Consider the following 20,990-nt stretch of genomic DNA (forward strand, 5'->3'; position numbering starts at 1 on the left):
ACGCCATGAGTATCCGCAAGGGCCTCGCCATCGTCGGCGCCGTCCTCGCCATGTCCACCTCGATCCTGAGTGTCGCCTCGCCGGCAGCGGCGGCCACGCGGGACGGCACCTGCGACAGCGGCGAGTTCTGCTACTACTACAACAGCAACCAGGCGGGCTCGGTCTCCGACTTCACCGACTCACTGGACGACTACGGTACGACCCAACCGACCTGCTACGACTTCAAGGGCTCGGGCAGCGGCAAGGGCCTGTGCGTTAAGAACAACGCCGCGTCGGTGTGGAACCGCACCGGCAAGACGGTGCGGGTCTACTTCAACAGCAACTTCGCCGGTGCGACCCAGGACTTCGCGTCCGGCGCGAAGGGTAACCTCAACGCCACGCTGAAGAACAACAACGCCTCGCACGAGGTGCTGAGTGGGCCGACGGGCTGTAGCACCGACGGCACCAACAGCAAACTGCCGAGCACCATCCTCGTCTACCGGGTCAGTCTCGGCCGGGTCGATCGGGTCGACTTCAAGACGTACGTCAAGAACGTCCTCCCGAACGAGTGGGTGACGAGCTGGCCGGCCGCCTCGCTGGACTCGGGTGCGATGGCCGTCAAGAGCTACGCCTGGTACTGGGCGCTGCACTCGACCCGCAAGACGTCCGGCGGACAGTGCTACGACGTCCGGGACGACACCGGCGACCAGGTCTACCGGCCGTCGTCGGCAGTCTCGTCGACGTCCGCGGCGGTGGACCGGACCTGGTCGGCCCGGATGACCCGCAGCGGCAACATCCTGCGGGCGCACTACTGCGCGACCACGACCGCGTGCGGTGGATGGGTGGACGGGGACTGGCTGTCGCAGTACGGCTCGCGTGATCTCGCCAATGAGGGCAAGAACTACCAGGCGATTCTGCGCTACTACTACCGCGACATCGCGCTCTCCTGAGGTAGGGCACCAACAGCGCCGCCCGCCGCAGATCTGCGGCGGGCGGCGCGCTCACGGGTACGGCGCCGGTTACGCCGGCGGCTCGACCGCCTCGACGAGCACCTCGAGCACATGCCGGTACGGCTGGCCGGTGGCCCGACTCATGCCCATCTCGCAGGTGCGGTTGCAGGAGGCGTACGCGTCGTGGTCGCGCTCATTGATCTCGGTGGCCTGCGCCGCTGTGGCGCCGGCAGTGACCTCGGGGTGCAGCAGCCCCCGGTCACCGGCGAAGGCGCAGCACCCCCAGCTGTCCGGCACGGTGACGGTGTCGGCGACCGCCCCGGCCACCGCGCGCAGGTCGTCGATGCCGCCGAGGTGCACCGTGGAGCAGGTGGGGTGCAGGGCCAGCGAGCCCAGTCGCCGGGGCTGCGGCAGCGCCGGCAGGAGGTGCTCGGCGGTGAAGGTCACGCTGTCGACGAAGCGCAGCGCGCCGTACCGTGCCCGGTCCTCCTCGGCCAGCGCGGCGGTCAGCTGCGTCAGGCCGTGGGTGCAGGACGACGCGTCGCACACGACGGGCAGGCGGCCCTCGTCGCTGGCCGCCCAGAGCGCGGCCAGGGTCCGTTCGGCCATCTCCCGGTGACCGGCGGGGTAGCCCTTGGACTGCCACGGGGTTCCGCAGCACAGACCGGCCGTGCGGTTCGGTACGACGAGCGGCACCCCCGCCAGGTCGCACAGACGTAGGAACGCCGCCGCCGAACCGCCGGACGAGCCGTCCTCGGGTGCGAAGAGGCTGCCGACGCAGGCCGCGAAGAACACCGCCTGGGCGTCCGGTGCGCTGCGGGGGGTGGGCCGGGGCGCACCGGCGCGCGGCATGTCGTCACTCCACAGCGGCACGAGTTCGGTGGCGCCGAGCCCACGGATCGCCGTGGTGGCGGCGCGGGTCACCGGCGTCGGTACGGCGTGTGCGGCGGTCAGTCCGACCCGGACGCCGGTCACGGCGGCCTGCCAGTGTCGCGCCGCAGTGCGGGCGGTGCGCTGGGCGCGAGGGGTGTGCCGCTCGGCGCGTAGCCGTTTCATCGCCGCCCCGGTGTCGATGCCGACGGGGCAGGCGGTGACGCAGAGGCTGTCGGCGGCGCAGCTGTCCACAGCGGCGTACTCGTAGTCGGCGGTCAGCTCCCGGCGGCGCTCCTCGTCGCCGGCGGCGGTGGCGAGGGCGATCTGCCGTTGCAGGACGATGCGCTGCCGGGGGGTGGTGGTGACGTCGGCGGTGGGGCAGACCGGCTCGCAGTAGCCACACTCGACGCAGGCGTCCAGCTCGGGGTCGACAGTCGGGACGGCCTTGAGCTGCCGCAGGTGCACTGTCGGGTCGTCGTTGAGCAGCACACCGGGGTTGAGCAGGCCGCTCGGGTCGCACAACCGCTTGAGTTCGCGCATCACGTCGTACAGCTCGTCGCCGTACTGCCGGCGGACGAAGGGGGCCATGGCCCGGCCGGTGCCGTGCTCCGCCTTGAGAGTTCCCCCCTCGGCCAGCACCAGGTCGACCATGTCGTCGGTGAACCGGGCGTAGCGGTCGATCTCGGCTGGTGTGTCGAAGGACTGGGTCAGCATGAAGTGCAGGTTGCCGTCGCGGGCGTGTCCGAAGATCACCGCGTCCGGGTAGCCGTGCCTGTCGAACAGGCGGATCAGCCCGTCGCAGGTGCCGGTCAGGCGTGGCATCGGCACCGCGACGTCCTCCAGCAGGGCCGTGGTGCCGGGCGGGCGGGCCCCGGCGACGGCGGTGTAGAGGCCCTTGCGCAGGTGCCAGAGGTTGGCCCGTTCGCGCGGGTCGCGGGTCAACTCGGTGCCGGTGACGGCTGGCAGCCGGTCGAGCACGGGCCGGGCGTCGGCCAGCGTCGCGGCCAACTCCTCCGCGCTGTCCTCGGCGAACTCCACAAGCAGCGCGGCGTGGCCGGTGACCGTCAACCCGCGCAGGGCCGGGCTAGCACCCGGGTCGCGCTTGCTGACCCGCAGCGCGGCCGCGTCGAGCAGTTCGGCGGTGCGGGCGCCGGCGGCGAGCAGGGCCGGCAGTGCGTCGGTGGCGTCGGTGAGACCGGGCAGGATCAGCAGGCCGGTGGCGGCGTGGTCGTGGATCTCGACGGTACGGAAGACGGCCTCGGCCACGAAGCCGAGCGTGCCCTCGCTGCCGATCATCAGGTGGGCGAGCATCTCGACCGGTGTGCTGTGGTCGAGCAGCGAGTTCAGCCCGTACCCCATGGTGTTCTTCATCGCGAACAGCCGCTCGATGGTGGCGCGCGACCCCGGCGTCGCGCGCACCCGGTCGCGCAGGCGCAGCAGCCCGGCGTGCAGTTCGGGCTCGTCGGCCCGCAGCCGGTCGTCGGCGTCGCGGGCGCCGGAGTCGACGACGGTGCCGGACGGAAGCACGAAGCGCAGCGACTCCATGGTGCGGTACGCGTTGTCGGTGGTGCCGCAGGTCATTCCGCTGGAATTGTTTGCCACCATGCCGCCCACGGTGCAGGCGGCCTCGCTGGCCGGGTCCGGGCCGAGCCGGCGTCGGTAGCGGGCCAGCCGGGCGTTGGCCTGCCGGATCGTCAGGCCCGGCTGGAGCCGGATGCGCCGGCCGTCGTCGAGGACCTCGGCGTGCCGCCAGTCGGTGCGGACGTCGACCAGCACGCCCGCGCCGCCGGCCTGCCCGGCGAGGCTGGTGCCGCCGCCGCGCAGGGTCAGCGGCACGCCGGCCTCCCGGGCGCCGGCCATCAACGCCCCCACCTCGGCGGCCGAGGCGGCGCGAACCACTGCCTGCGGCTCGAACAGGTACGGCGAGGCGTCGTGCGCCGCCGCCAGCCTCCGGGGCAGCTCGGCGCTGGCCCGGCTCGGATCATCGAGGCGCGAGCGCAGCAGCTCGGCGACCGCGCGGGCGCGAGCGCCGGCCGCTGTCGGCGGCGGCACGGGTACGAGGGGTCTCATCGGCGGATCCTCCCGGGAGTGTGGTCAGCCGGCCACCGGCGGCACGGCGGGACGGCCGGCGATCAGCAGTCGGCGGGGAGCGGTGCTGGCCGGGGCCGGCAGCCGCAGCGGCTGCCGGCCGGGGGTGATGCTGCCGAGCACCGAGGCGTGCCGCGCGCCGGTGCCCGAGCGCAGGGTGCCCGGCAGCGCGTGCACTGTCAGGTAGCCCAGCAGCGCGAAGGCCAGCGCCTCCTTGGCGTCCGACGCGATGCCCAGGTCGTCGCTGGACGACAGCTCGACACCGGGTAGCTCGTCGGCGATCATGCGCATCAGCGTCGGGTTGTGTGCGCCGCCGCCGGAGACGACGAGGCGGGTGACGCCGTGGTCGCGGCAGGCGCCGGCCACAGTGACCGCCGTCAGCCGGGTGAGCGTGGCCAACACGTCCTGTGGGTCCGGCGTGGGCGCGTCGGCGAGGGCGGCGAGCAGGTAGGGCAGATGGAACAGCTCTTTCCCGGTGCTCTTCGGGCCGGGCAGCCGGTAGTACGGCTCGTCGAGCAGCCGCCGCAACAGCTCCGGGTTCACCTGCCCGGCGGCCGCCCCGCGCCCGTCCCGGTCGTACTCCTCGGCGCCCCCGCTGAAGTGGCGGGCGGCGGCGTCGAGGAGCGCGTTCGCCGGACCGGTGTCGAAGGCGAGCGGGTCCACCCCCGGCGCGACGACTGTGATGTTGGCGATGCCACCCAGGTTCAGCGCGGCCGGAACACCGGGCAGACCACCCAGCAGCAGTGCGTCGAAGAGGGCGACCAGGGGAGCGCCCTGGCCGCCGGCGGCCACGTCGCGGCTGCGCAGGTCGGCCACGACCGGGAGACCGGTGGCCTCCGCTATCCAGGCCGGCTGGCCCAGTTGGAGAGTGCCCCGAACCGTGCCGTCCTCCACCCAGTGGTGCATGGTCTGCCCGTGCGAGACGACCAGGTCGGCATCGCCGTCGCACAGCTCGGCGAGGGCCCGCACGCCGGCCTCGGCGAAGGCCTGCCCGATGCCGGTGTCCAGCACGCAGATCGCCTCGGTGGTGGTCGCCGCGGGCGGCAGGGCGGCGGCGATCTGCGTGCGCAACTCGTCGGAGTACGGGTGGCTGAGCCGGCCCAGCGGCCGCATCCGCACCGTGTCGCCGCTCAGCTCTAACTCGGCCGCGGCGGCTTCGATGCCGTCGTAGGAGGTTCCGGACATCAGGCCGATCACGCGCATCACGTCCTCCTTTACGCCCGGCCGGCGGGCGCTGCCGCTGCGTCGTCGTCGACCTCGTCGCGACGCCCATGGTCGTACGGCGTCTCCGGGGCCGGGTGGAACCGGCTGGACACCGCGCCGACGACCAGGGTGATCAGGACGCCGATCGGGACCAGCCACTGCGCGGCGATGGCGGTGGCGGTGGTCGTCCCGGCCGTCGTCACATCGATCTTGACGTAGCGGACGATGTAGGTCATCACCGCCACGGTGACCAGGAAGGCGATCACCGCGTCGACCTGGTTGGCCCGCTTGACGAGGCGGCCGAGCAGGAACGCACCGAGCAGGGCCCCGTAGGTGTAGCCGGCGATGGTCAGACCGGTCAGGTAGACGTTTCCGGTGCTGGAGCTGAACGCGCAGGCGAAGATCGCCATCAGCACCGCCCAGACCAGGGTCATCACCCGGGCGAGGCGGAGCATCGCGTCGTCGGACGGGACCTTGCGGAAGAAGCTGTGGATGAAGTCGGCGACCGTGGAGTTCGACATCGAGTTCAGCGCGGAGGACAGCGAGCCCATCGCGGCGCCGAGGATGCCGGCCACCAGCAGACCCGAGATGCCCACCGGCAGGGCGTGCAGGATGAAGCTCGGGTAGAGGTTGTCGCTGCTCGCCAGGCCGAGTTCCTTGAAGGTCTGACCCTTGTTGTACGACCACAGCAGCGCGCCGACCAGGGAGAACGCCGCGAACTGGATCACCACGAAGATGCCCGAGGAGATCATCGCCTTCTGCCCCTCGCGCAGCGTGCGGGTGGACAGGATGCGCTGCACGATCAGCTGGTCCGACCCGTGGCTGGCCATCGCGAAGATCGCGCCACCGATGATCGCTGTCGGCAGGGCGAACGGGCTGGTGAGCACGTGCGAGAGCGCGAAGTTGGTGTCGAAGAGCTGGAACTTGCCGGCGTCCAGCGCCTGCGAGTAGCCGTCGAAGCCGACGGCGTGGCTGAGCACCGCGATGGCCAGGATCGCCCCGCCCAGGTACAGCCCCATCTGGATGGCGTCGGTCCAGATGACCGCCTTGATGCCACCGAGGTAGGTGTAGACCACTGTGATGAGCGTCAGGACGACGATGATGGCCTGGTAGCCGACATTCAGCCCGAACTCGTCGAGAAGAAGCTTGATGGGGATGGCCGAGGCGAACAGCCGTACACCCTCGGCGAGTAGGCGGGTGAAGACGAACGTCACCGACGCCAGGCCCTGAAGTTTCAGGCCGAACCGCTCACCGAGGTACTGGTAGGCGCTGACGAACCCACCCCGCTTGTAGAGCGGGATGAGCACAGCGGCCACGACGACCCGACCGATGACGTAGCCCAGGGCCAGCTCGACGTTGCCGAAGCCCTGACCGCTGTAGGCGCCTCCGGGAACACTGATCACGGTCAGGACGCTGGTCTCAGTGGCGACCACGGAGAACGAGACGGTCCACCACGGCAGGCGGCCCTCGCCCACGAAGTAGTCCTTGGCGGACTTCTGTTTACCGGACAGACGTAGGCCGACGTAGGCGATCACCACGAGGTACAGCACGATCACGACGAGGTCGAGTTGACGCACGGCTCGCTCCCAACCAGCGGTTGTCAATAAGTGACGTTGACTGAGCCTAGCGCGAAACTTTTTGCCACCGCCCGTCCGGGCTGGTTACGCTGTGGTTTCAGCCTGCTGATACGGGGACTGCTCGCAGCTGCGCCCTCGGCCTGGCCGCGACGGCGGGTCGCGAGGACGCACTCGACGGCGAGCCGCCGGGCGACCGGAGGACCTCTCCCCGCCGGCCGGCGACTGCACACCAGCGAGAGGAACGAGCACCCCGTGGACCTCAGCACCCTCGGCACCGAGACCCGCAACGACAAGACCGGCGACCTCGACCGGATGTCTCCCACCGAGTTGCTTCTCGCGATGAACGACGAGGACCAGACCGTCGCCGACGCCGTCCGCCGGGCCGTGCCGGACATCGCCGCCGCCGTCGACGTCATAGTGGCATCGCTCCGGCAGGGCGGACGGTTGATCTACCTCGGCGCGGGCACCAGCGGCCGGATCGGCATGCTCGACGCCGTCGAGATCCCACCCACCTTCGGTACGACGCCCGAGCGGGTCATCGGTCTGCTCGCCGGCGGGGCACGAGCCTTCGGTGTCGCCGTCGAGGGCGCTGAGGACGACCCGACCCGCGCCGTCGCCGACCTCGACGGCGTCGGCCTGACCGCCCGCGACACGGTGGTCGGGCTCGCCGCCAGCGGTCGTACCCCGTACGTGGTCGGTGGCTTGGATCACGCCCGCGCGCTCGGCGCGGCGACAGTCTCGGTGGCCTGCAACACCGACGCGGTGACCAGCCGCCACGCCGACGTCGCCATCGAGGTGCCCACCGGCCCCGAGGTGCTCACCGGCTCCACCCGGCTCAAGGCAGGCACCGCCGAGAAGCTGGTCTGCAACATGCTCTCCACCGCCACGATGGCCCGGCTCGGCAAGGTCTACGGCAACCTGATGGTGGACATGAACGCCACAAACGAGAAGCTCGTCGACCGGGCGCGCCGGATCGTCGCCGAGGCCGCCGACACCGACCTCGACACGGCCGCGCGGGCGCTCGCGGCGGCGCACGGGCATGCCAAGACGGCCATCGTGCTGCTGTTGGCGAACTGCACCGCCGAGGAGGCCGCGGCCCGGCTGCGCGCCGCTGACGACGACGTCCGGGCGGCCGTCGCGGCCTGACCCCATCAGCTCGACGAAGCGCCCCGTCCATTGCGGCGGACGGGGCGCTTCGTGGTGTCAGTCGAGCTGTGTGTCCGGAACCGTTCGGTCCTCGTCCGTGTCGCCGTCGGGGGAGCTGGCCAGCTCGATCCGGGGGGACCGGTCCGGCGGGAGGTGGGCGAAGTCGGCGATGACGACGACATCCACCTCACCGTCGATCATCGTCTGTTCGACGGTCTCCCAGGGGGCCCGCATGATTCCTGCGAATCGGTAGGAGTGTTCGCGAAGGTGGCTGAGACACCTCGCGACGGCGGGCTCCGACGGCTCGATGTGGGCGGGGATCCAGATAACGGCGATTTCCATGAACCTCTCCTGATCAACGTCGTGGACGCGAGTGGGTGATCAGGAGTTGCCGGGGTGGGGGAGGACCTCGCTCGACGGGACGGCTGGTCGCGCGCATGTCGACGGCGGTGACGGTGAGCCCTGGCCGCAGCGGCGAGGTGGGCGGCGAAGCTTCGGCTGTTGACGTGTGTGGATCAGCGCCGCCGGCGCCGACGCCGGTCGGTGCGGACGCGAGCGCCAGCACGAACGCGGGTGGCCCCGGCGTGGGGCGGGCGGGCGGGTTGGGCCGCTGTCCGGCGACGGGGGTCATCGTCGCCCGCGCCTGCTTCGCCGGCCGGCCATCGGACCTGACCTGGGCGCCGCTTCGGGTCACCGTCGCCGGCACTCGCGCCGACGGTGCCGGCGATGGCTGCGAGGCCACCCGTGCCTGTGCGGATGCCGAGACGCTTGGTGCGGGTGTGGCCTGCGGCGAGGACGCGGGGGTACGAGCCGGCGGACTGGGCGCGGCGGTGGAGGGGATGACCGACGGCGTCGGCAGCGGAACGGCCGACGGCAGGGGCAGCGGGTCCAGCGACGGTAGGGGCACGGGCACGGACACGACCGCCGTCGGCAGCGGCAGAGGGACTGTCAACTGCACCTCGACCACATCGGCCACCGAAACCTTGATGGCCTCCGGCGAGGTGGCGACCTCCACCAGCGGGAGAAGCGGCGGCGACGGGGTGTCGGCGTGGGCGGGGTTGGCGCCCAGAGCCGCGCCGAGCGCCACCGCGCCGAGCGCCACCGGGGGGAGGCTGTGCCTCAGCCGCATCAGACGGAGGCCGCCGGCAGTGGGGTCGCCAGGCCTACCCGGGCCGGCTCACCGGTTCGGTGCCGCCGGCCGAGCTGTTGCCCCTCGCGCCCTGCCGTTCCCTCCATGTGCGGGTTCTTGCCCCGGTGAACCGGGGCCTACACCTTCTGTCGATATCTCCGGTGAGCGATGTGGACAGAGCGGAAGCGCACCTGGTCGGTTCACACCCGGGCCTCGCTGGGTGTCGGCGTGGGGTCCAGCGGCAGGTCACGCAGTCGGCGGATCGGCGTCGACAGGTAGATGATCGGGGACAGCACTGTGAGCGCCCCGAAGATCAGCAGAGTGGTACGGGCGCCGAGTGGCCCGGCCAGGACGCCGGCGAGGAGGCCGCCGACCGGAATGGCGCCCCAGGAGACGAACTTGACAGTGGCGATCACCCGGGACAGCAACTCCGGTGGGCTGGCAAGCATCCGGTACGTCCGGGTCGTCACGCTGAGCACCACAGTGGAGCCGGCGAAGATGAGGTTCCCGGCGGTGAAGGCCAGAAACGCGGCGGTGCCGGTGCCCAACGGGATGATGAGCGCGCCGACCACACCGACGAAGGCCGCGATGATCAGGCCCCGTGCGGTGCCGAACCGGTCGGTGAAACGGGTCGTCAGCGCGGCGCCGATGAGCGTGCCGAGGCCGTCGGTGGCGACCAGCAGTCCGACCATGAGCGGCGATGCGTGCAGCTCACGTACCAGGTAGAACGGGATCAGGGCGAGCATGGCGCCGTTGACGAAGTTCGTCGCGGTGGCGTCCCACATGGCCGGTCCGATGATCGGGTGCCGGAGCACGAAGTGCCAGCCCTCGCGGATCATCGTGGTCATCGGCGGCCGCTCGGCCGGTCGCTGCACCCGCCGGGCCGGCAGGGTGCGCAGCAGAGTGGCGGAGAGCAGGTAGCTGACGGCATCCACGAACAGCGTCGGCACCGCACCCAGCACCTGCACCGCGAGACCTCCCAGGGATGGCCCGCCCAGCGCGGTGGCGGCGTGCGTGCCGGAGGTGAGGCTGTTGCGGGCCTGCAACTGCGCGGCCGGCACGATCTCCGGCAGGAAGGTCTGGTTCGCCACGTCGAACAGCACGTTGGCGAAGCTCACCACCAGGGCGACAGCGATCAGTTGAGCCACCGTCAGCATGTCGAACCACCAGGCCAGCGGGACCGACGCGACGGCGAGGGCCCGGACCAGGTCCAGGGCGACCTGCATGCCGCGCAGCGGCAGGCGCTGCACGATCACGCCCGCCGGCAGGCTGATCAGAAGGTACGCCAGATAGCCCGCCGCCGTGACCAGGCCCATCTCGAAGGCCGACGCGTGGAGCACTGTCAGCGCGGTCAGCGGTAGGGCCAGCGCGCCGACCGCCGAGCCGAGTTGGCTGGTCGTGCCGGCGGCCCACCACCGCCAGAACACAGTAAGTCTCATAATGGAACTCACTATAGGGGCGCGCGGGAGACGACGTCGACCCCGCAGACGCGCTGCCTATCCCGCTCGGCGCACCATCTCGCTGATCCAGGTGGGCGCGAACGGCGACGTGCAGCCGGGGGAGGTGGGGTAGTCCTTGAGCACCTCCAGGCGTTCACCGATGCCGATCGCCCGTTCGCGGTGCTCGGCGTGCTCGATGCCGATCTGCGCCAGGCAGTGGTTCATCGCCCACTGCAGGCGATCCGGCGCGTCCTTCATCTCGGTCTCGATGACACCGAGCAGCCCCGGGAGGTCCAGACTCTCGGGTTTCTTCGTCACACGCTCGGTGGTCAGCGCCCAGCCGGCACTCGCGACCACGGGATCCGGGTCGGCGAACCAGGCCAGTCGCAGCTCTTCGGAGTGCGGGCTCTTCTTCACCACGTAGTTCAGGAGCCAGTCGTGCACCTTCGGGGTGCGCGCCTCGCGCACCATGACGTCCAACTCGTTCCGCTCGAACGCCCTGGGACGGCAGATGAGGATCGCCAGCAGCCGCGCCGAGGCATCGCCCGTCGCCCAGAGTTGGCGCGCGAGATCCTGCTGCGTCTTGAGCCGCTTCGCGAGCGCCCGAAGCGCGCCGAGGTGCACACCATGATCGTCACCGTGTCTGGCGTTCACCTCCCGCGCCTTCGGGTCCTCCAGCTCGGCCAGTTCGGCCGTCACCTCGGCCAGCGTCGTCGTAGCCACCGCAACCTCCTGCTCGTCGGGTCGGACGTTTCACACGCGCGTAACGGGTATCCAGGCGTACCAGTGCGACCGGCGGTGAACAGCTTCACGGAGTGAGGGGGCACCTGTCATGCCAGATCCACAGCCCACCATCGTGCTCGTGCACGGCGCGTTCGCCGAGTCGGCGAGTTGGAACGGTGTCCTTGAGCGGCTGGGCGCCGCGTACGACTCGGTGGCCGTCGCGAACCCGCTGCGGAGCGTCGCGGGCGACGCCGCGTACGTGCAGGACGTCGTGCGTGGGATCGGCGGTCCGGTCGTCCTCGTCGGCCACTCGTACGGCGGCATGGTGATCACGCAGGCCGCAGCTGGCGACACCTCGGTGCGGGCCCTCGTGTACGTCAACGCCTTCGCCCCGGACACCGGCGAGTCGGCGATGACGCTGTCCGCGAAGTTCCCCGGCAGCACGCTCGCCGACACCCTGGTGCAGTACCCGGTGTCGACCGGCGGGAACGAGGTGGCGATCGGCCAGGACCAGTACCACGCGCAGTTCTGCGCGGACTCGTCGGACGACGTGGCCGCGCTGATGGCCCGGACCCAGCGGCCGATCACCGAACAGGGCCTGGCCGACAAGCTCACCGGCGACCCCGCCTGGCGGTCGCTGCCCAGTTGGTTCGTCTTCGGGGACGAGGACAAGAACATCCCCGCCGAGGTGCACCGTTTCATGGCCGAGCGGGCCAAACCCCGGGGGCAGCGCGAGGTCGTCGGCGGCTCGCACGCGATGACGGTGGCCCGTCCGGGCGAGGTCGCCGAGACGATCATCGAGGCGGTTCGGGGCGTGAGCTGACGGTCCGGACGGACAGCAGGCGGTGGGCCGACGACGAGAGGTCGTCGGCCCACCCCTGCCTGTTGGTCAGCGAACCCGCAGCTGCTGGTGGACCGCTGCGGTGGGGGCGTGGACCCTGTCACCCGAGTAGGCGACGTGCACCGGGTACACCCCGGCGGGCAGACCGTCGGTCGGCAGTTCGACGACGGCCGCGCCACTACGGAGCGGCGCCACCCGGGTGGTGCCGCCGAAGGTGACGGCGACCTCGCCGGTCACCTTCGGCGCCTTGCGGTGCGGAGACTGAGCCCGTACGTCGACTGTCAGGGTGAACGTGCCACCGCTGACGACCGAGGCCGGCGTGGCCTTCGCCTTCACCGCGACCCGGGCCGGGCCCGCAGGCGTCAGGGTGACCCGGGCCGAGCGTGACATGGCCGGATCGACCACCGACGTCGCCACGACGGTGAGCGCCGACGCGGTCTCCGCGGCGGCGACCGAGAGCAGACCCTCCGCGGAGATGGTGGTTTCGGTGGAGGTCGCTCCCTGGACCGTCCACGTCACCGCCGGGCTCACACCCTCGTTTGTCGTCACCTGGGCGGTGAACTGCCTGGCCCAGTTCCACCCCTTCGTCAGGTTCACCGTCGCTGGCGTCACCGACACGGAGTCGACCCCCGACCACAGGTGGTCCCGGGCGAAGATCGTGAACAGTTGCCCCGCCGTCATTCCGTCGTGCGCGCCGGGGACCTGGGTCGTCGCGGCGGCGTATCCCCGGGCCCGGAAGTTGTCAGCGATGGCGTTCTGGGCGTTGAGGTTGCCCTCGAAGATGCCATTGCCGAGGAAGACGGAGAGGTCGTCGTCCCCGACCGCGTTCGCGATGGTGTCGTAGTCCTGGGTGGTGAGCGACGGATTGCCGGAGAAGTGTCCGTAGAACCCGAAGGTGCTCGGGTAGTTCTTGATGACGACACCGCCGGTCATCCCGCCGTACGAGAACCCGGCGTAGGCGCGTCCGGAGCGCTCGGTCGAGACGTTGTAGCTGCCCTCGATGAGGGGAAGGATCGTCCGGACCAGGTTGTTGGCCGCGTTGGTCTGGTTGTAGGACCCGAAGCCGAGGCTGGTGCCCGTGAAGTGGTTGCCCATGGTCACGACAATTGTCGGCTCGATCTCACCCCTGGCCGTCATGTTGTCCAGGATGTTCGGGACGTTCGCGGGGACCATGAAGTCGGTCTCGTCGCCGAAGATGCCGTGGGCGAGATACGCGACCTTGTACGGCTGCGCCCGGTTGGCGTCGTAGTTGGCCGGCAGGTAGACGCCGAGGTAGTGGCCGCTGTCGCCCAGGATCGTGGTGTACGGGACGTACCTGACGGTTCCTCGCCTCGCCCGGTCGGTCACCGGCAACTCGTATTCCGCACGTGCCTTCAGCACCGGGTCGTTCTGCTTCTTGGCGTACGGCACGTGCACGGCGTCGAGCACGTCGTTGTTCCGGACCCGGAACGAGGACTCGCCCGGCGGCCGAGGGTTCGTCGAGGCGGGGTCCCAGATGCGCTTGTTCTCCCAGCCCTGGGTCGGGTCCCAGACCCGGTACCAGTAACTGAGACCTCCGGCGTGCAGCGGGAGCGAGACCGACCAGTTCCCCTTCGGGTCCCGGGTCATGTCCCGGAGGAACTCGGTGCCGCCCGCGTGGTAGCGCCCCGGTCGCCACTCTTCCGGCTGGTAGCGGGTGGTGCCGGTGGCGACGTCGAGCAGGGTCAGATCCCCGGCGAGGCGGACCTGGGTGGCGTGCGGATTGCGGTAGGTGAACGTGACTGTGTAACCGGTCGGTGAGTTGCGGTCCGCCTTGACCGTCGCACCCGGTACGGGGGCGGGCCTGCCGGCGGCGGCGGCCGGCGCGGGGACGACGGCCCCGGCACCGAGTGCCGTGAGCGCCAGGATCGAGATCGCAAGCCGGAGCCTGCGTCTTCCGGTCGTTTCCCTCATGCGCGAAGACTCCTCTGTGGTCGCTCGTCGCGGTCTGGTCCGGGCACTGGAAGTTGAGGGCCTCGATGGTCGCTAAATCGAATTAGCATCGGGAGTGTCGCTGGCTACACCTTTCGATGTCAAGGGTGCCCGCGGCCGAGGCCGGCCAGCGCCTCGATGGGTGCGCTGCCCGCAGCCCGCGGGTTTTCCCAGCTGAGAGCCGCCCGGGTGGCAAGGTGATGGCCATGGACAGGAAGCACGTCGAGGATTGGCTGGCGACCTACGAGCGGCTCTGGCGGACCCCGGGCACTGACGCGCTGGTCACGCTCTTCACCGAGGATGCGAGCTATCAGCAGGGGCCGTACTGGACGCCGGTCGTCGGCCTGCCGGCCATCGCCCAGATGTGGGAGAAGCAGCGCAAGGGCCCCGACGAGGTGTTCCAGTTGACCACGGACATCGTCGCGGTCGAGGGTGACACCGCCGTGTCGCGCCAGGAGGTCCGTTACGGCGACCCGGTCGACCAGGAGTACCGCGACCTGTGGGTCATGCGGTTCGCCGACGACGGACGGTGCCGCTCATTCGAGGAGTGGCCGTTCTGGCCGGGACAGCAGCCCGCCGACCCCCCGGACGGGTCGTGACCCGAGGAACCCGCCGACGAGACAGCTGCTCCGAGTGACCCACCAAGGAGAACCGATGGCCGAGAAGAAGGAACCGTCCAACGCGCAGAAGATGTTCGGTGGCTTCGCGCCCACTCTCGTCGACTACACCGACAACGTGTTGTTCGGGCAGGTCTGGGAGCGCACCGAGCTGACGAAGCGGGACCGAAGCCTGGTCACCGTCGCGGCCCTGACGGGCAGCGGCAACACCGAACAGCTCGCGTTCCACCTCGCCTTCGCCAAGCGCAACGGCCTCACCGAGGCCGAACTGATCGAGGCGATCACCCACCTGGCCTTCTACACCGGCTGGCCCAGGGCGGTGTCCGCGATGACCGTGGCCAAGCAGGTCTTCGCCGATCAGGAGGATTGACCCACCCCCGCATCGCCAAGCGAGCGGCGACGCCCCAGCCACCGCGGTAGGAGACCTGACCGACACGTCGTCGGACCGGTCGCACTACCTACCGTGAGCTGGGGCGTCACCGTGGCGACGTCGAACCGTCAGACCGGGGCGGCCGGGCAGCTCGCGCCGACCGGCGGTGTGGTTCTGGTGATCAAGTACCGCTCCACCTGACGACGGGTGCACTCGGTCCTTGGGTAGCTGGCGTGGCCCGACCCCTCATAGGTGAGGAGGTGGCCCCGGCTGCCGAGTTGACGCACCACCCGCTGGGCCCCGTCGTACGGGGTGGCCGGGTCGTACCGCCCGTTGAGCACCAGCAGCGGCGCGCTCGTCCGGACCTGCAGTCGATGTTGTGGGTTGTTCGCCGTCCAGCCCAGGCAGATCGCGGCGAAGCGGACTGCCACCGGGGAGGCCCGCAGGTGCGGTGCCGTGGCGCGGGACAGGTCGAGATACCGGTTCCAGTCGGCGAACCCGTCGACCGGCAGGGACCAGTCCTGGCAGAACGCCGGTAGCGCGTACTCGGTCAGGTCCTCGTCGCCGTTCACCGGCACCATCGGGGACGCGAGTGATGCGGCCTCGCCCCGCTCCAACGCGAGCAGCATGTTCGCGAGATCGGCCCAGGTCGCGTCGAAGAAGTTGACGAAAGTCGCGAAGCCAAGCTCGAACCAGCTCAGCTTGGCGCCGGTGGTCGCGTCGACGAGCGTGCCGGCGTCAGCACGGCGCGTCAGTCGGTCGTAGAGCGCCGGCACGTCACGTCCGTGCAGTGCGCAGCCAGGGCTTTGCTCGCACCAGGTGACGAACTCGTGGAACAGCGCCTCGTTACTGGCCGCCCCGCCGCGGAAGTATTCCCGAACCCCCTGGCTGTGGTCCATCACGCTGTCCATGACCAGTGCGCGGACGCGGTCGGGGAACAGTTCGGCGTAGGACTGCCCGATCAGTGTGCCGTAGGACCACTGATAGAAGCTCAGCTGTCGCTCACCGAGGGCCGCCCGGATGGCGTCCGTGTCACGCGCGACGCTCACACTGTCCAGGTGGTCGAACAGCGGGCCACTGTGAGCGCGGCAGTCGTCGCGCAGTTGGCGGTTGTAGGTGCGGAGTCGCTCGAACTCCGCTGCGTTGGCGGGCGTCAGGGAGGGGTGCCGGGCCAGCAGCGTCGATGAGCAGCGCACCGGTGCGCTACGGACAGTGCCCCGGGGGTCGAAGCCGACGATGTCGAAGCGGCGCAGCACGTCCGGCCCGAGTTGGCTGTCGGCCGTCAGTGCCACGTCCACCCCGGACAGGCCGGGGCCGCCGGGGTTGAAGACCAGGACACCGATGCGGGCGGCCGGGTCGGTGGCGGTGCGCCGGGCCAGCGCCAGTGGGAAGGTCTCCCCTCCCGGTCGGGCCCAGTCGACAGGCAGGCGCAGGGTGCCGCACCGGGTGCCCGGATCGTCGGGCCGCTCCGGGCACGCCTGCCAGTCGATCCGACCGTTCCACCCGCCGGCGGTGACCGACCCGGTTCTGTCGGCCGTCGGCGTGGTGCCCGCGAGCGACGGTGGGGCGTTGAGCGACAGGGCGACGAGGACCGCGACGACGGCCGAGAGGCTGCCGAGGAGCCGCCGACGACGAGGGTCAACCCTGCGGGGATGCCGGAAGGTGGTTCTCTTCGTGGTCAACATTCGTCCAGCCTGCCGATGCCCGGTCCACGTCGGATCCATGCCGGTCCGGGGACGGCCGGCGCAGGGAGGTCATCGGTACGCGGCCAGCCGCTCGGACAGCACCGCGGCCTGTGGATGCCCGACCCGGTCGAGGATCGCCAACGCCTGGCGCCACAGGTCGACCGAGGTGTCGTGGTCGCCCACCGCCTGATGGGTGTCGCCGAGGCGGACGAGTGTGTCAGCCCTCCCGCACGGGTCCTGGACGTCCGAGTAGAGCGCCAGGGCGCGCCGGTAGCAGTCGGCCGCTGTCGGGTGTTTCCCGAGGCCGTGATAGGCGAATCCGAGACTGTCCCAGGTGTGGGCCGCGCCGAGCCGGTCCTCGGCCTCCTCGTAGAGCGCGAGCGCCCGCTCGCAGTAGGCGATGGCCCGGGCGTGTTCGTCCAACTGGGCGTGGCTCCAGCCGAGCGCGTTGAGCGCCGCCGCCTCGCCGAGTCGGTCGTCGGTGCTGCTGGCCAGCGCCAGCGCCCGCCTGGCGTGCAGCAGTGCCGCCCCGGCGTCGCCCTCGATGTCGGACAGCCAGGCGAGGTGCAGGTGGGTGCTGGCCTGCCCCGGGCGGTCGCCGGCCTGGTCGCACCGGGCCATCGCGCGCCGCAGGTGATGGTGAGCAGCACTGAACCGGCGGTGCTGGATGTGGGCCAGCGCGAGGTCCCGGTGGGCCAGCGCCTCGGCCCGCGGATCACCGCGGCGGTGCGCGACGGTGACAGCGATGGCCTGCACGGCGGCCAGGTCGTGCCACTGCGAGAGCCGGCTGAGCAGCGGAGTGAGGGCCTGGGCGAGCTGCCCGGCGTGGGCGTCGAAGTTGTGCGCCACCGCGTCGTCGACGGCTGCCAGCAGCGCCTGCTGTTCGATGGCGAACCAGGCCAACGCGGCCCGGTGGTCGGCGAACGCCGACTGTGACGCGTCGGCGGGCAGGGGAGGCGGATCGAGCGGCTGCCAACCGGCGTCGACCAGCCTCGCCGCGTCCCGAGCGACACCCAGGTAGTGGTCGAGCACGCGTCCTCGGACGGCGCTACGGTCGGGCGGACGGTCGAGGGAGTACGTCAGCTCCTCCCCGTAGGCGCGCAGCAGATCGTGACAGCGGTAGCGGTTGGGGGACGGCTCGGCCAGCAGGTTCGCCCGGGTCAACTCGTCGAGCGCCGGCCGGATCAGGTGCGGTGGCGCCCCGGCGAGGCTGGCCACCGCCGCCGCGCTGACGTCCGGAGCGGGGTGCAGGCTGATCTGCCGGAACAGTCGGGCCGCGTCCGCGCTGAGCAGGCGGTACGACCAGGAGAGCACGGTCCGCACGTCGGTGGCGGCATCGTCGGTGGCCAGGGCGGCGAGCCCGCCCCGGCTCGCCGCCAGGTCGTCGGCGATGGCCTGGAGCGCAAACGTGGGTCGGGCGGCGGCTCGTGCGGCCACGATGGACAGGGCCAGCGGCAACCGCGCGGTACGTCTGATCAGCTCGTCCACCGCTGCCGGCTGGGCGGCGGCCCGCTGCGCACCCAGTCGGCGGACGAGCAGTTGGCGCGCTTCGTCGTCGGTGGGTAGGTCCAGCGCAAGGGGATGGGCACCATCGGCGGCGACCAGGCCGGGCAACGTGTGGCGACTCGTCACGAGCACGCCGCAGCGGGTCGACCCCGGAAGCAGCGGCCGTACCTGTTCCGCGTCGCGGGCGTTGTCGAGCAGCACGAGTAGCCGCCGATTCGCGGTCAGGCTGCGGTACAGGGCGAACTGGGCGGCCGGCTCGGCGGGGATCTCCAGGGGTTTCACACCCAGGGCGGGCAGAAGCGAGCGTACGACGACGGCCGAGGGTGACGCCTCCTGCGTCGCGGTGCCGAATCCACTTAGGTCGACGTGGAGCTGCCCGTCGGGGAAGTGGTGCCGGTTGTCGTGCGCCCAGCGCAACGCCAGCCAGCTCTTTCCGACGCCGCCCGTGCCGGTGATGACGACGGTGCCGGCCGAGCCGGGGTCAGCGAGCAGCAGCGTGGTGAGCCGGGCCAGCTCTCCGGCCCGGCCGGTGAACAGACTCGGTGGAGCCGGCAGTTGTCGGGGGACCACCGGCGGCGGGCAGGTTTCCGGTGGCCGCGGATCGGATGTCAACAGCTCCCGCTCCGCCCGCAGGATTCGGGTGTGCAGGTGTTGGAGATCGGGACCGGGCTCGACTCCCACCTCCTCGGCGAGGAGGTGGCGGAGCTGCCGGTACGTCGCCAGCGCGTCGGCGCGCCGGCCGGTCCGCGCCAGGGCCACCATCAGTTGCCCCCAGGGGCGCTCGCGCAGCGGATCGTCGTCGACCTGGCTCCGCAGCGGTTCGATCAGCTCGTGATGCCGTCCGGCGCGCAGCTGGAGGTCCGCGACCTCTTCCGCCAGGCTTGACCGCTGCTCCTGGAGCCGCGCTCGGACGGAGAGCAACACGCCCCAGCCGGGGAGGCCCGCGAACGGCTCGCCACGCCAGAGCGCGAGCGCGGCCTCGAACGACTCCTGGGCGGCTGACCAGTGACCCTGCCGCAGCGCGGAATATCCGCGCTGGGCCAGGTCGTCGAAGGCCACGCTGTCCACCGTCAGCCCGTCGAGGGCGAGGCGGTAGCCGGTGGGCCCGGCGAGGATGGCGGGGTCGGGGAAGCCCGGGGAGCGCAGCGCCCGGCGCAGCGCCCAGACATAGGTCTTCACGTTGCCGGCTGCCGTCTTCGGCGGGCGCCCCTGCCACAGCTCGTCGACGAGTTGGTCGATGGACCACCCGGTGCCCGGCTGCGCCATCAGCACGGCCAGGAGGCGCACCTGCATCGGCGTGCCGAGGGCCAGCCGTTCTCCGCAGGCCGACCGCACCTCGACCGGCCCGAGCAGTTGGTACGGCGTCGCCGGCGGCGCCCCAGCGGGGTCCATCGCCTCATCGTAGGGGCCCGAACCATTCCGCCTCATCGGCTGGACGGCCGCAGCCCGCGCCCGCCTGCTGGTGTGCTCCGTCACGCCGGTGGGCATGGTCAGGACGTTGGGGTGCCGCGAGGTGGCTGCTACAGTCGAGATTGTTGCGGCCGCAAATTTATCAGCGGCAACTACTTTGGGAAGGATGCCTCCGATGACCAAGCTCTCCGTCATCTACTACTCGTCCACCGGTACCCTCCACGCCATGGCCAAGCGCCTCGCCGAGGCTGGCGAGAAGGCGGGCGCCGAGGTGCGGCTGCGTCAGGTTCCGGAGCTCGCCCCGGCGGAGGCCATCGCCTCCAACGCCGCCTGGAGCCAGCATTTCGACGCCACGAAGGACGAGCCGAAGGCGACCGCCGACGACGTCGTCTGGGCGGACGCGGTGCTCTTCGGCACGCCCACCCGTTACGGCAACGTCGCCAGCCAGCTCAAGCAGTTCATCGACACCCTCGGCCCGCAGTGGGCGCAGGGGCTGCTCGCCGACAAGGTGTACGCCGGCTTCACCGCATCCATGACCGCGCACGGCGGCCAGGAGTCGACACTTCTCGCGCTCTACAACACCGTCCACCACTTCGGCGGGCTGGTCGTCGCCCCGGGTTACACCGACCCGCTGAAGTTCGCCGACGGCAACCCGTACGGCGTCTCGCACGTCACCGGCGGAAGCAACGACGCCCCGCTGGGCGACGCCCAGTTCGCCGCCCTCGACCACATGGCCGAGCGGGTCGTCAAGATCGCCGGGAAGCTCAGCGCCTGAGCGCTGCCGCCGTATCGGGACCCGCGTCGACGCGGGTGCTCAGGTGGGCGAGGGCCGGCCTCCCACGATGGGAGGCCGGCCCTCGGCGCGCTCACACAGCGATCGCCGCGACGGCGGCAAGCGGCCGATGCTCGTCGGTGCCGGGCCGCCGGAGGCGTTCGACCTCCCGGAAGCCGGCCCGGCCGAGTCGTTCGGAGATCTCGTCGACCGGCCAGCGGTAGGCGGTGAGGACCTTGTGGTCGAAGGCGCCGACCTCCTCGGCGTCGAAGACGCCCAGGACCAACCGCCCGGCCGGGACCAACACTCGCCGGAACTCCTCGAGCATGCCGTCGAGTTCCGGCGGCGGAAGATGGATCAACGAGTACCAGGCCAGGATGCCGTCGATGGAGTCCTCGGCGACGTCGAGGCGTTCCATCGACCCGAGGTGGAACTCGACGCCCGGGTGGGACGCCCGCGCATGCGCGATGAACTCGGGGACCAGGTCGATCCCCATCACGTCGACGCCCAGCTCACGAAGGTAGCCGGTGAGGTGGCCAGGCCCGCACCCCAGATCGAGCACCCGGCCGGGCCGGCTGCCCAGGTGTCGTCTGATGAGGGCGAGGTCGTCGGTGTCCACCTGCTGGCCCGTGCCGAACAGCTCGATGTAGAGCTCCGCGACGGACGTGTAAGCCTGCCGCACCGTGTCCGTTTCCATCGCGGAACTATACGGGTCACCAGAGCTTGTCGAGG

The 20,990-nt window shown here is 71.0% G+C and carries 17 protein-coding genes; 6 read left to right on the top strand and 11 right to left on the bottom strand.

Annotated elements, in window-relative coordinates:
* Positions 1 to 5: 5 nt before the first annotated feature.
* On the top strand, positions 6 to 929 hold the full coding sequence (locus tag NIE79_RS24270) for a peptidase inhibitor family I36 protein (protein WP_238680758.1): 924 nt from the start codon (positions 6 to 8) through the stop codon (positions 927 to 929).
* Between the two features lie 69 nt (positions 930 to 998).
* Here NIE79_RS24270 and NIE79_RS24275 read toward each other — a convergent pair whose 3' ends face one another.
* From NIE79_RS24275 to NIE79_RS24285, 3 genes are read right to left on the bottom strand one after another with little or no spacing between them, the layout of a single operon-like run.
* Positions 999 to 3,872: an FAD-binding and (Fe-S)-binding domain-containing protein gene (locus tag NIE79_RS24275; RefSeq protein WP_238680759.1), complete on the bottom strand. Its 2,874-nt coding sequence runs from the start codon at positions 3,870 to 3,872 to the stop codon at positions 999 to 1,001.
* A gap of 24 nt (positions 3,873 to 3,896) precedes the next feature.
* Positions 3,897 to 5,093 carry an anhydro-N-acetylmuramic acid kinase gene (locus tag NIE79_RS24280; RefSeq protein ID WP_238680760.1) on the bottom strand — a complete coding sequence of 399 codons (1,197 nt, stop codon included), beginning with the start codon at positions 5,091 to 5,093 and terminating at the stop codon, positions 3,897 to 3,899.
* 11 nt (positions 5,094 to 5,104) lie between these two features.
* Positions 5,105 to 6,670, bottom strand: coding sequence for a sodium:solute symporter (locus NIE79_RS24285; protein WP_238680761.1), 1,566 nt, complete (start codon positions 6,668 to 6,670; stop codon positions 5,105 to 5,107).
* A gap of 252 nt (positions 6,671 to 6,922) precedes the next feature.
* Between NIE79_RS24285 and murQ the strand changes: the two genes are divergently transcribed.
* Entirely contained in the window at positions 6,923 to 7,816 is an 894-nt protein-coding gene (gene murQ, locus NIE79_RS24290) for an N-acetylmuramic acid 6-phosphate etherase (protein ID WP_238680762.1), read from the top strand.
* A 57-nt stretch (positions 7,817 to 7,873) separates the two neighbouring features.
* Here murQ and NIE79_RS24295 read toward each other — a convergent pair whose 3' ends face one another.
* The 4 genes from NIE79_RS24295 to NIE79_RS24310 form a co-directional block, all read right to left on the bottom strand.
* Entirely contained in the window at positions 7,874 to 8,158 is a 285-nt protein-coding gene (locus NIE79_RS24295; protein ID WP_238680763.1) for a hypothetical protein, read from the bottom strand.
* A 13-nt stretch (positions 8,159 to 8,171) separates the two neighbouring features.
* Positions 8,172 to 8,918, bottom strand: coding sequence for a hypothetical protein (locus NIE79_RS24300; RefSeq protein ID WP_238680764.1), 747 nt, complete (start codon positions 8,916 to 8,918; stop codon positions 8,172 to 8,174).
* 227 nt (positions 8,919 to 9,145) lie between these two features.
* Entirely contained in the window at positions 9,146 to 10,384 is a 1,239-nt protein-coding gene (locus tag NIE79_RS24305) for an MFS transporter (RefSeq protein WP_238680765.1), read from the bottom strand.
* A 57-nt stretch (positions 10,385 to 10,441) separates the two neighbouring features.
* Positions 10,442 to 11,107, bottom strand: a complete 666-nt coding sequence (locus tag NIE79_RS24310) for a DNA alkylation repair protein (protein ID WP_238680766.1) — start codon at positions 11,105 to 11,107, stop codon at positions 10,442 to 10,444.
* Positions 11,108 to 11,216: 109 nt separating this feature from the next.
* Here NIE79_RS24310 and NIE79_RS24315 point away from each other — a divergent pair, with 109 nt between their 5' ends.
* Positions 11,217 to 11,930 (top strand): alpha/beta fold hydrolase, encoded by a 714-nt coding sequence (locus tag NIE79_RS24315; protein WP_238680767.1) that lies wholly within the window; start codon positions 11,217 to 11,219, stop codon positions 11,928 to 11,930.
* A 66-nt stretch (positions 11,931 to 11,996) separates the two neighbouring features.
* Here the strand turns inward: NIE79_RS24315 and NIE79_RS24320 are convergent, their stop codons facing one another.
* Positions 11,997 to 13,880: an alpha/beta hydrolase-fold protein gene (locus tag NIE79_RS24320; RefSeq protein WP_238680768.1), complete on the bottom strand. Its 1,884-nt coding sequence runs from the start codon at positions 13,878 to 13,880 to the stop codon at positions 11,997 to 11,999.
* Positions 13,881 to 14,104: 224 nt separating this feature from the next.
* On the opposite strand from NIE79_RS24320, the gene NIE79_RS24325 reads away from it, so the two are divergent.
* Together NIE79_RS24325 and NIE79_RS24330 are read left to right on the top strand one after the other, a co-directional pair.
* Complete coding sequence (locus NIE79_RS24325) at positions 14,105 to 14,497, top strand: YybH family protein (protein ID WP_238680769.1); 393 nt, start codon at positions 14,105 to 14,107, stop codon at positions 14,495 to 14,497.
* Between the two features lie 55 nt (positions 14,498 to 14,552).
* Complete coding sequence (locus tag NIE79_RS24330) at positions 14,553 to 14,885, top strand: carboxymuconolactone decarboxylase family protein (RefSeq protein ID WP_238680770.1); 333 nt, start codon at positions 14,553 to 14,555, stop codon at positions 14,883 to 14,885.
* A 128-nt stretch (positions 14,886 to 15,013) separates the two neighbouring features.
* Here the strand turns inward: NIE79_RS24330 and NIE79_RS24335 are convergent, their stop codons facing one another.
* Both NIE79_RS24335 and NIE79_RS24340 read right to left on the bottom strand, forming a co-directional pair.
* Positions 15,014 to 16,570 carry an alpha/beta hydrolase gene (locus NIE79_RS24335; RefSeq protein WP_238680771.1) on the bottom strand — a complete coding sequence of 519 codons (1,557 nt, stop codon included), beginning with the start codon at positions 16,568 to 16,570 and terminating at the stop codon, positions 15,014 to 15,016.
* 69 nt (positions 16,571 to 16,639) lie between these two features.
* A complete protein-coding gene (locus NIE79_RS24340; protein ID WP_238680772.1) occupies positions 16,640 to 19,468 on the bottom strand; it encodes an AfsR/SARP family transcriptional regulator in 2,829 nt (942 codons plus the stop codon).
* Positions 19,469 to 19,652: 184 nt separating this feature from the next.
* Between NIE79_RS24340 and wrbA the strand changes: the two genes are divergently transcribed.
* Positions 19,653 to 20,261 (top strand): NAD(P)H:quinone oxidoreductase, encoded by a 609-nt coding sequence (gene wrbA / locus NIE79_RS24345; RefSeq protein WP_238680773.1) that lies wholly within the window; start codon positions 19,653 to 19,655, stop codon positions 20,259 to 20,261.
* A gap of 91 nt (positions 20,262 to 20,352) precedes the next feature.
* Here the strand turns inward: wrbA and NIE79_RS24350 are convergent, their stop codons facing one another.
* The gene (locus NIE79_RS24350) at positions 20,353 to 20,955 is read right to left on the bottom strand and encodes a class I SAM-dependent DNA methyltransferase (RefSeq protein ID WP_238680774.1); all 603 of its coding nucleotides are present in this window, start codon (positions 20,953 to 20,955) and stop codon (positions 20,353 to 20,355) included.
* Positions 20,956 to 20,990: the final 35 nt, after the last annotated feature.

It is taken from the genome of Micromonospora trifolii, assembly GCF_022229005.1.
GTDB lineage: Bacteria > Actinomycetota > Actinomycetes > Mycobacteriales > Micromonosporaceae > Micromonospora > Micromonospora trifolii.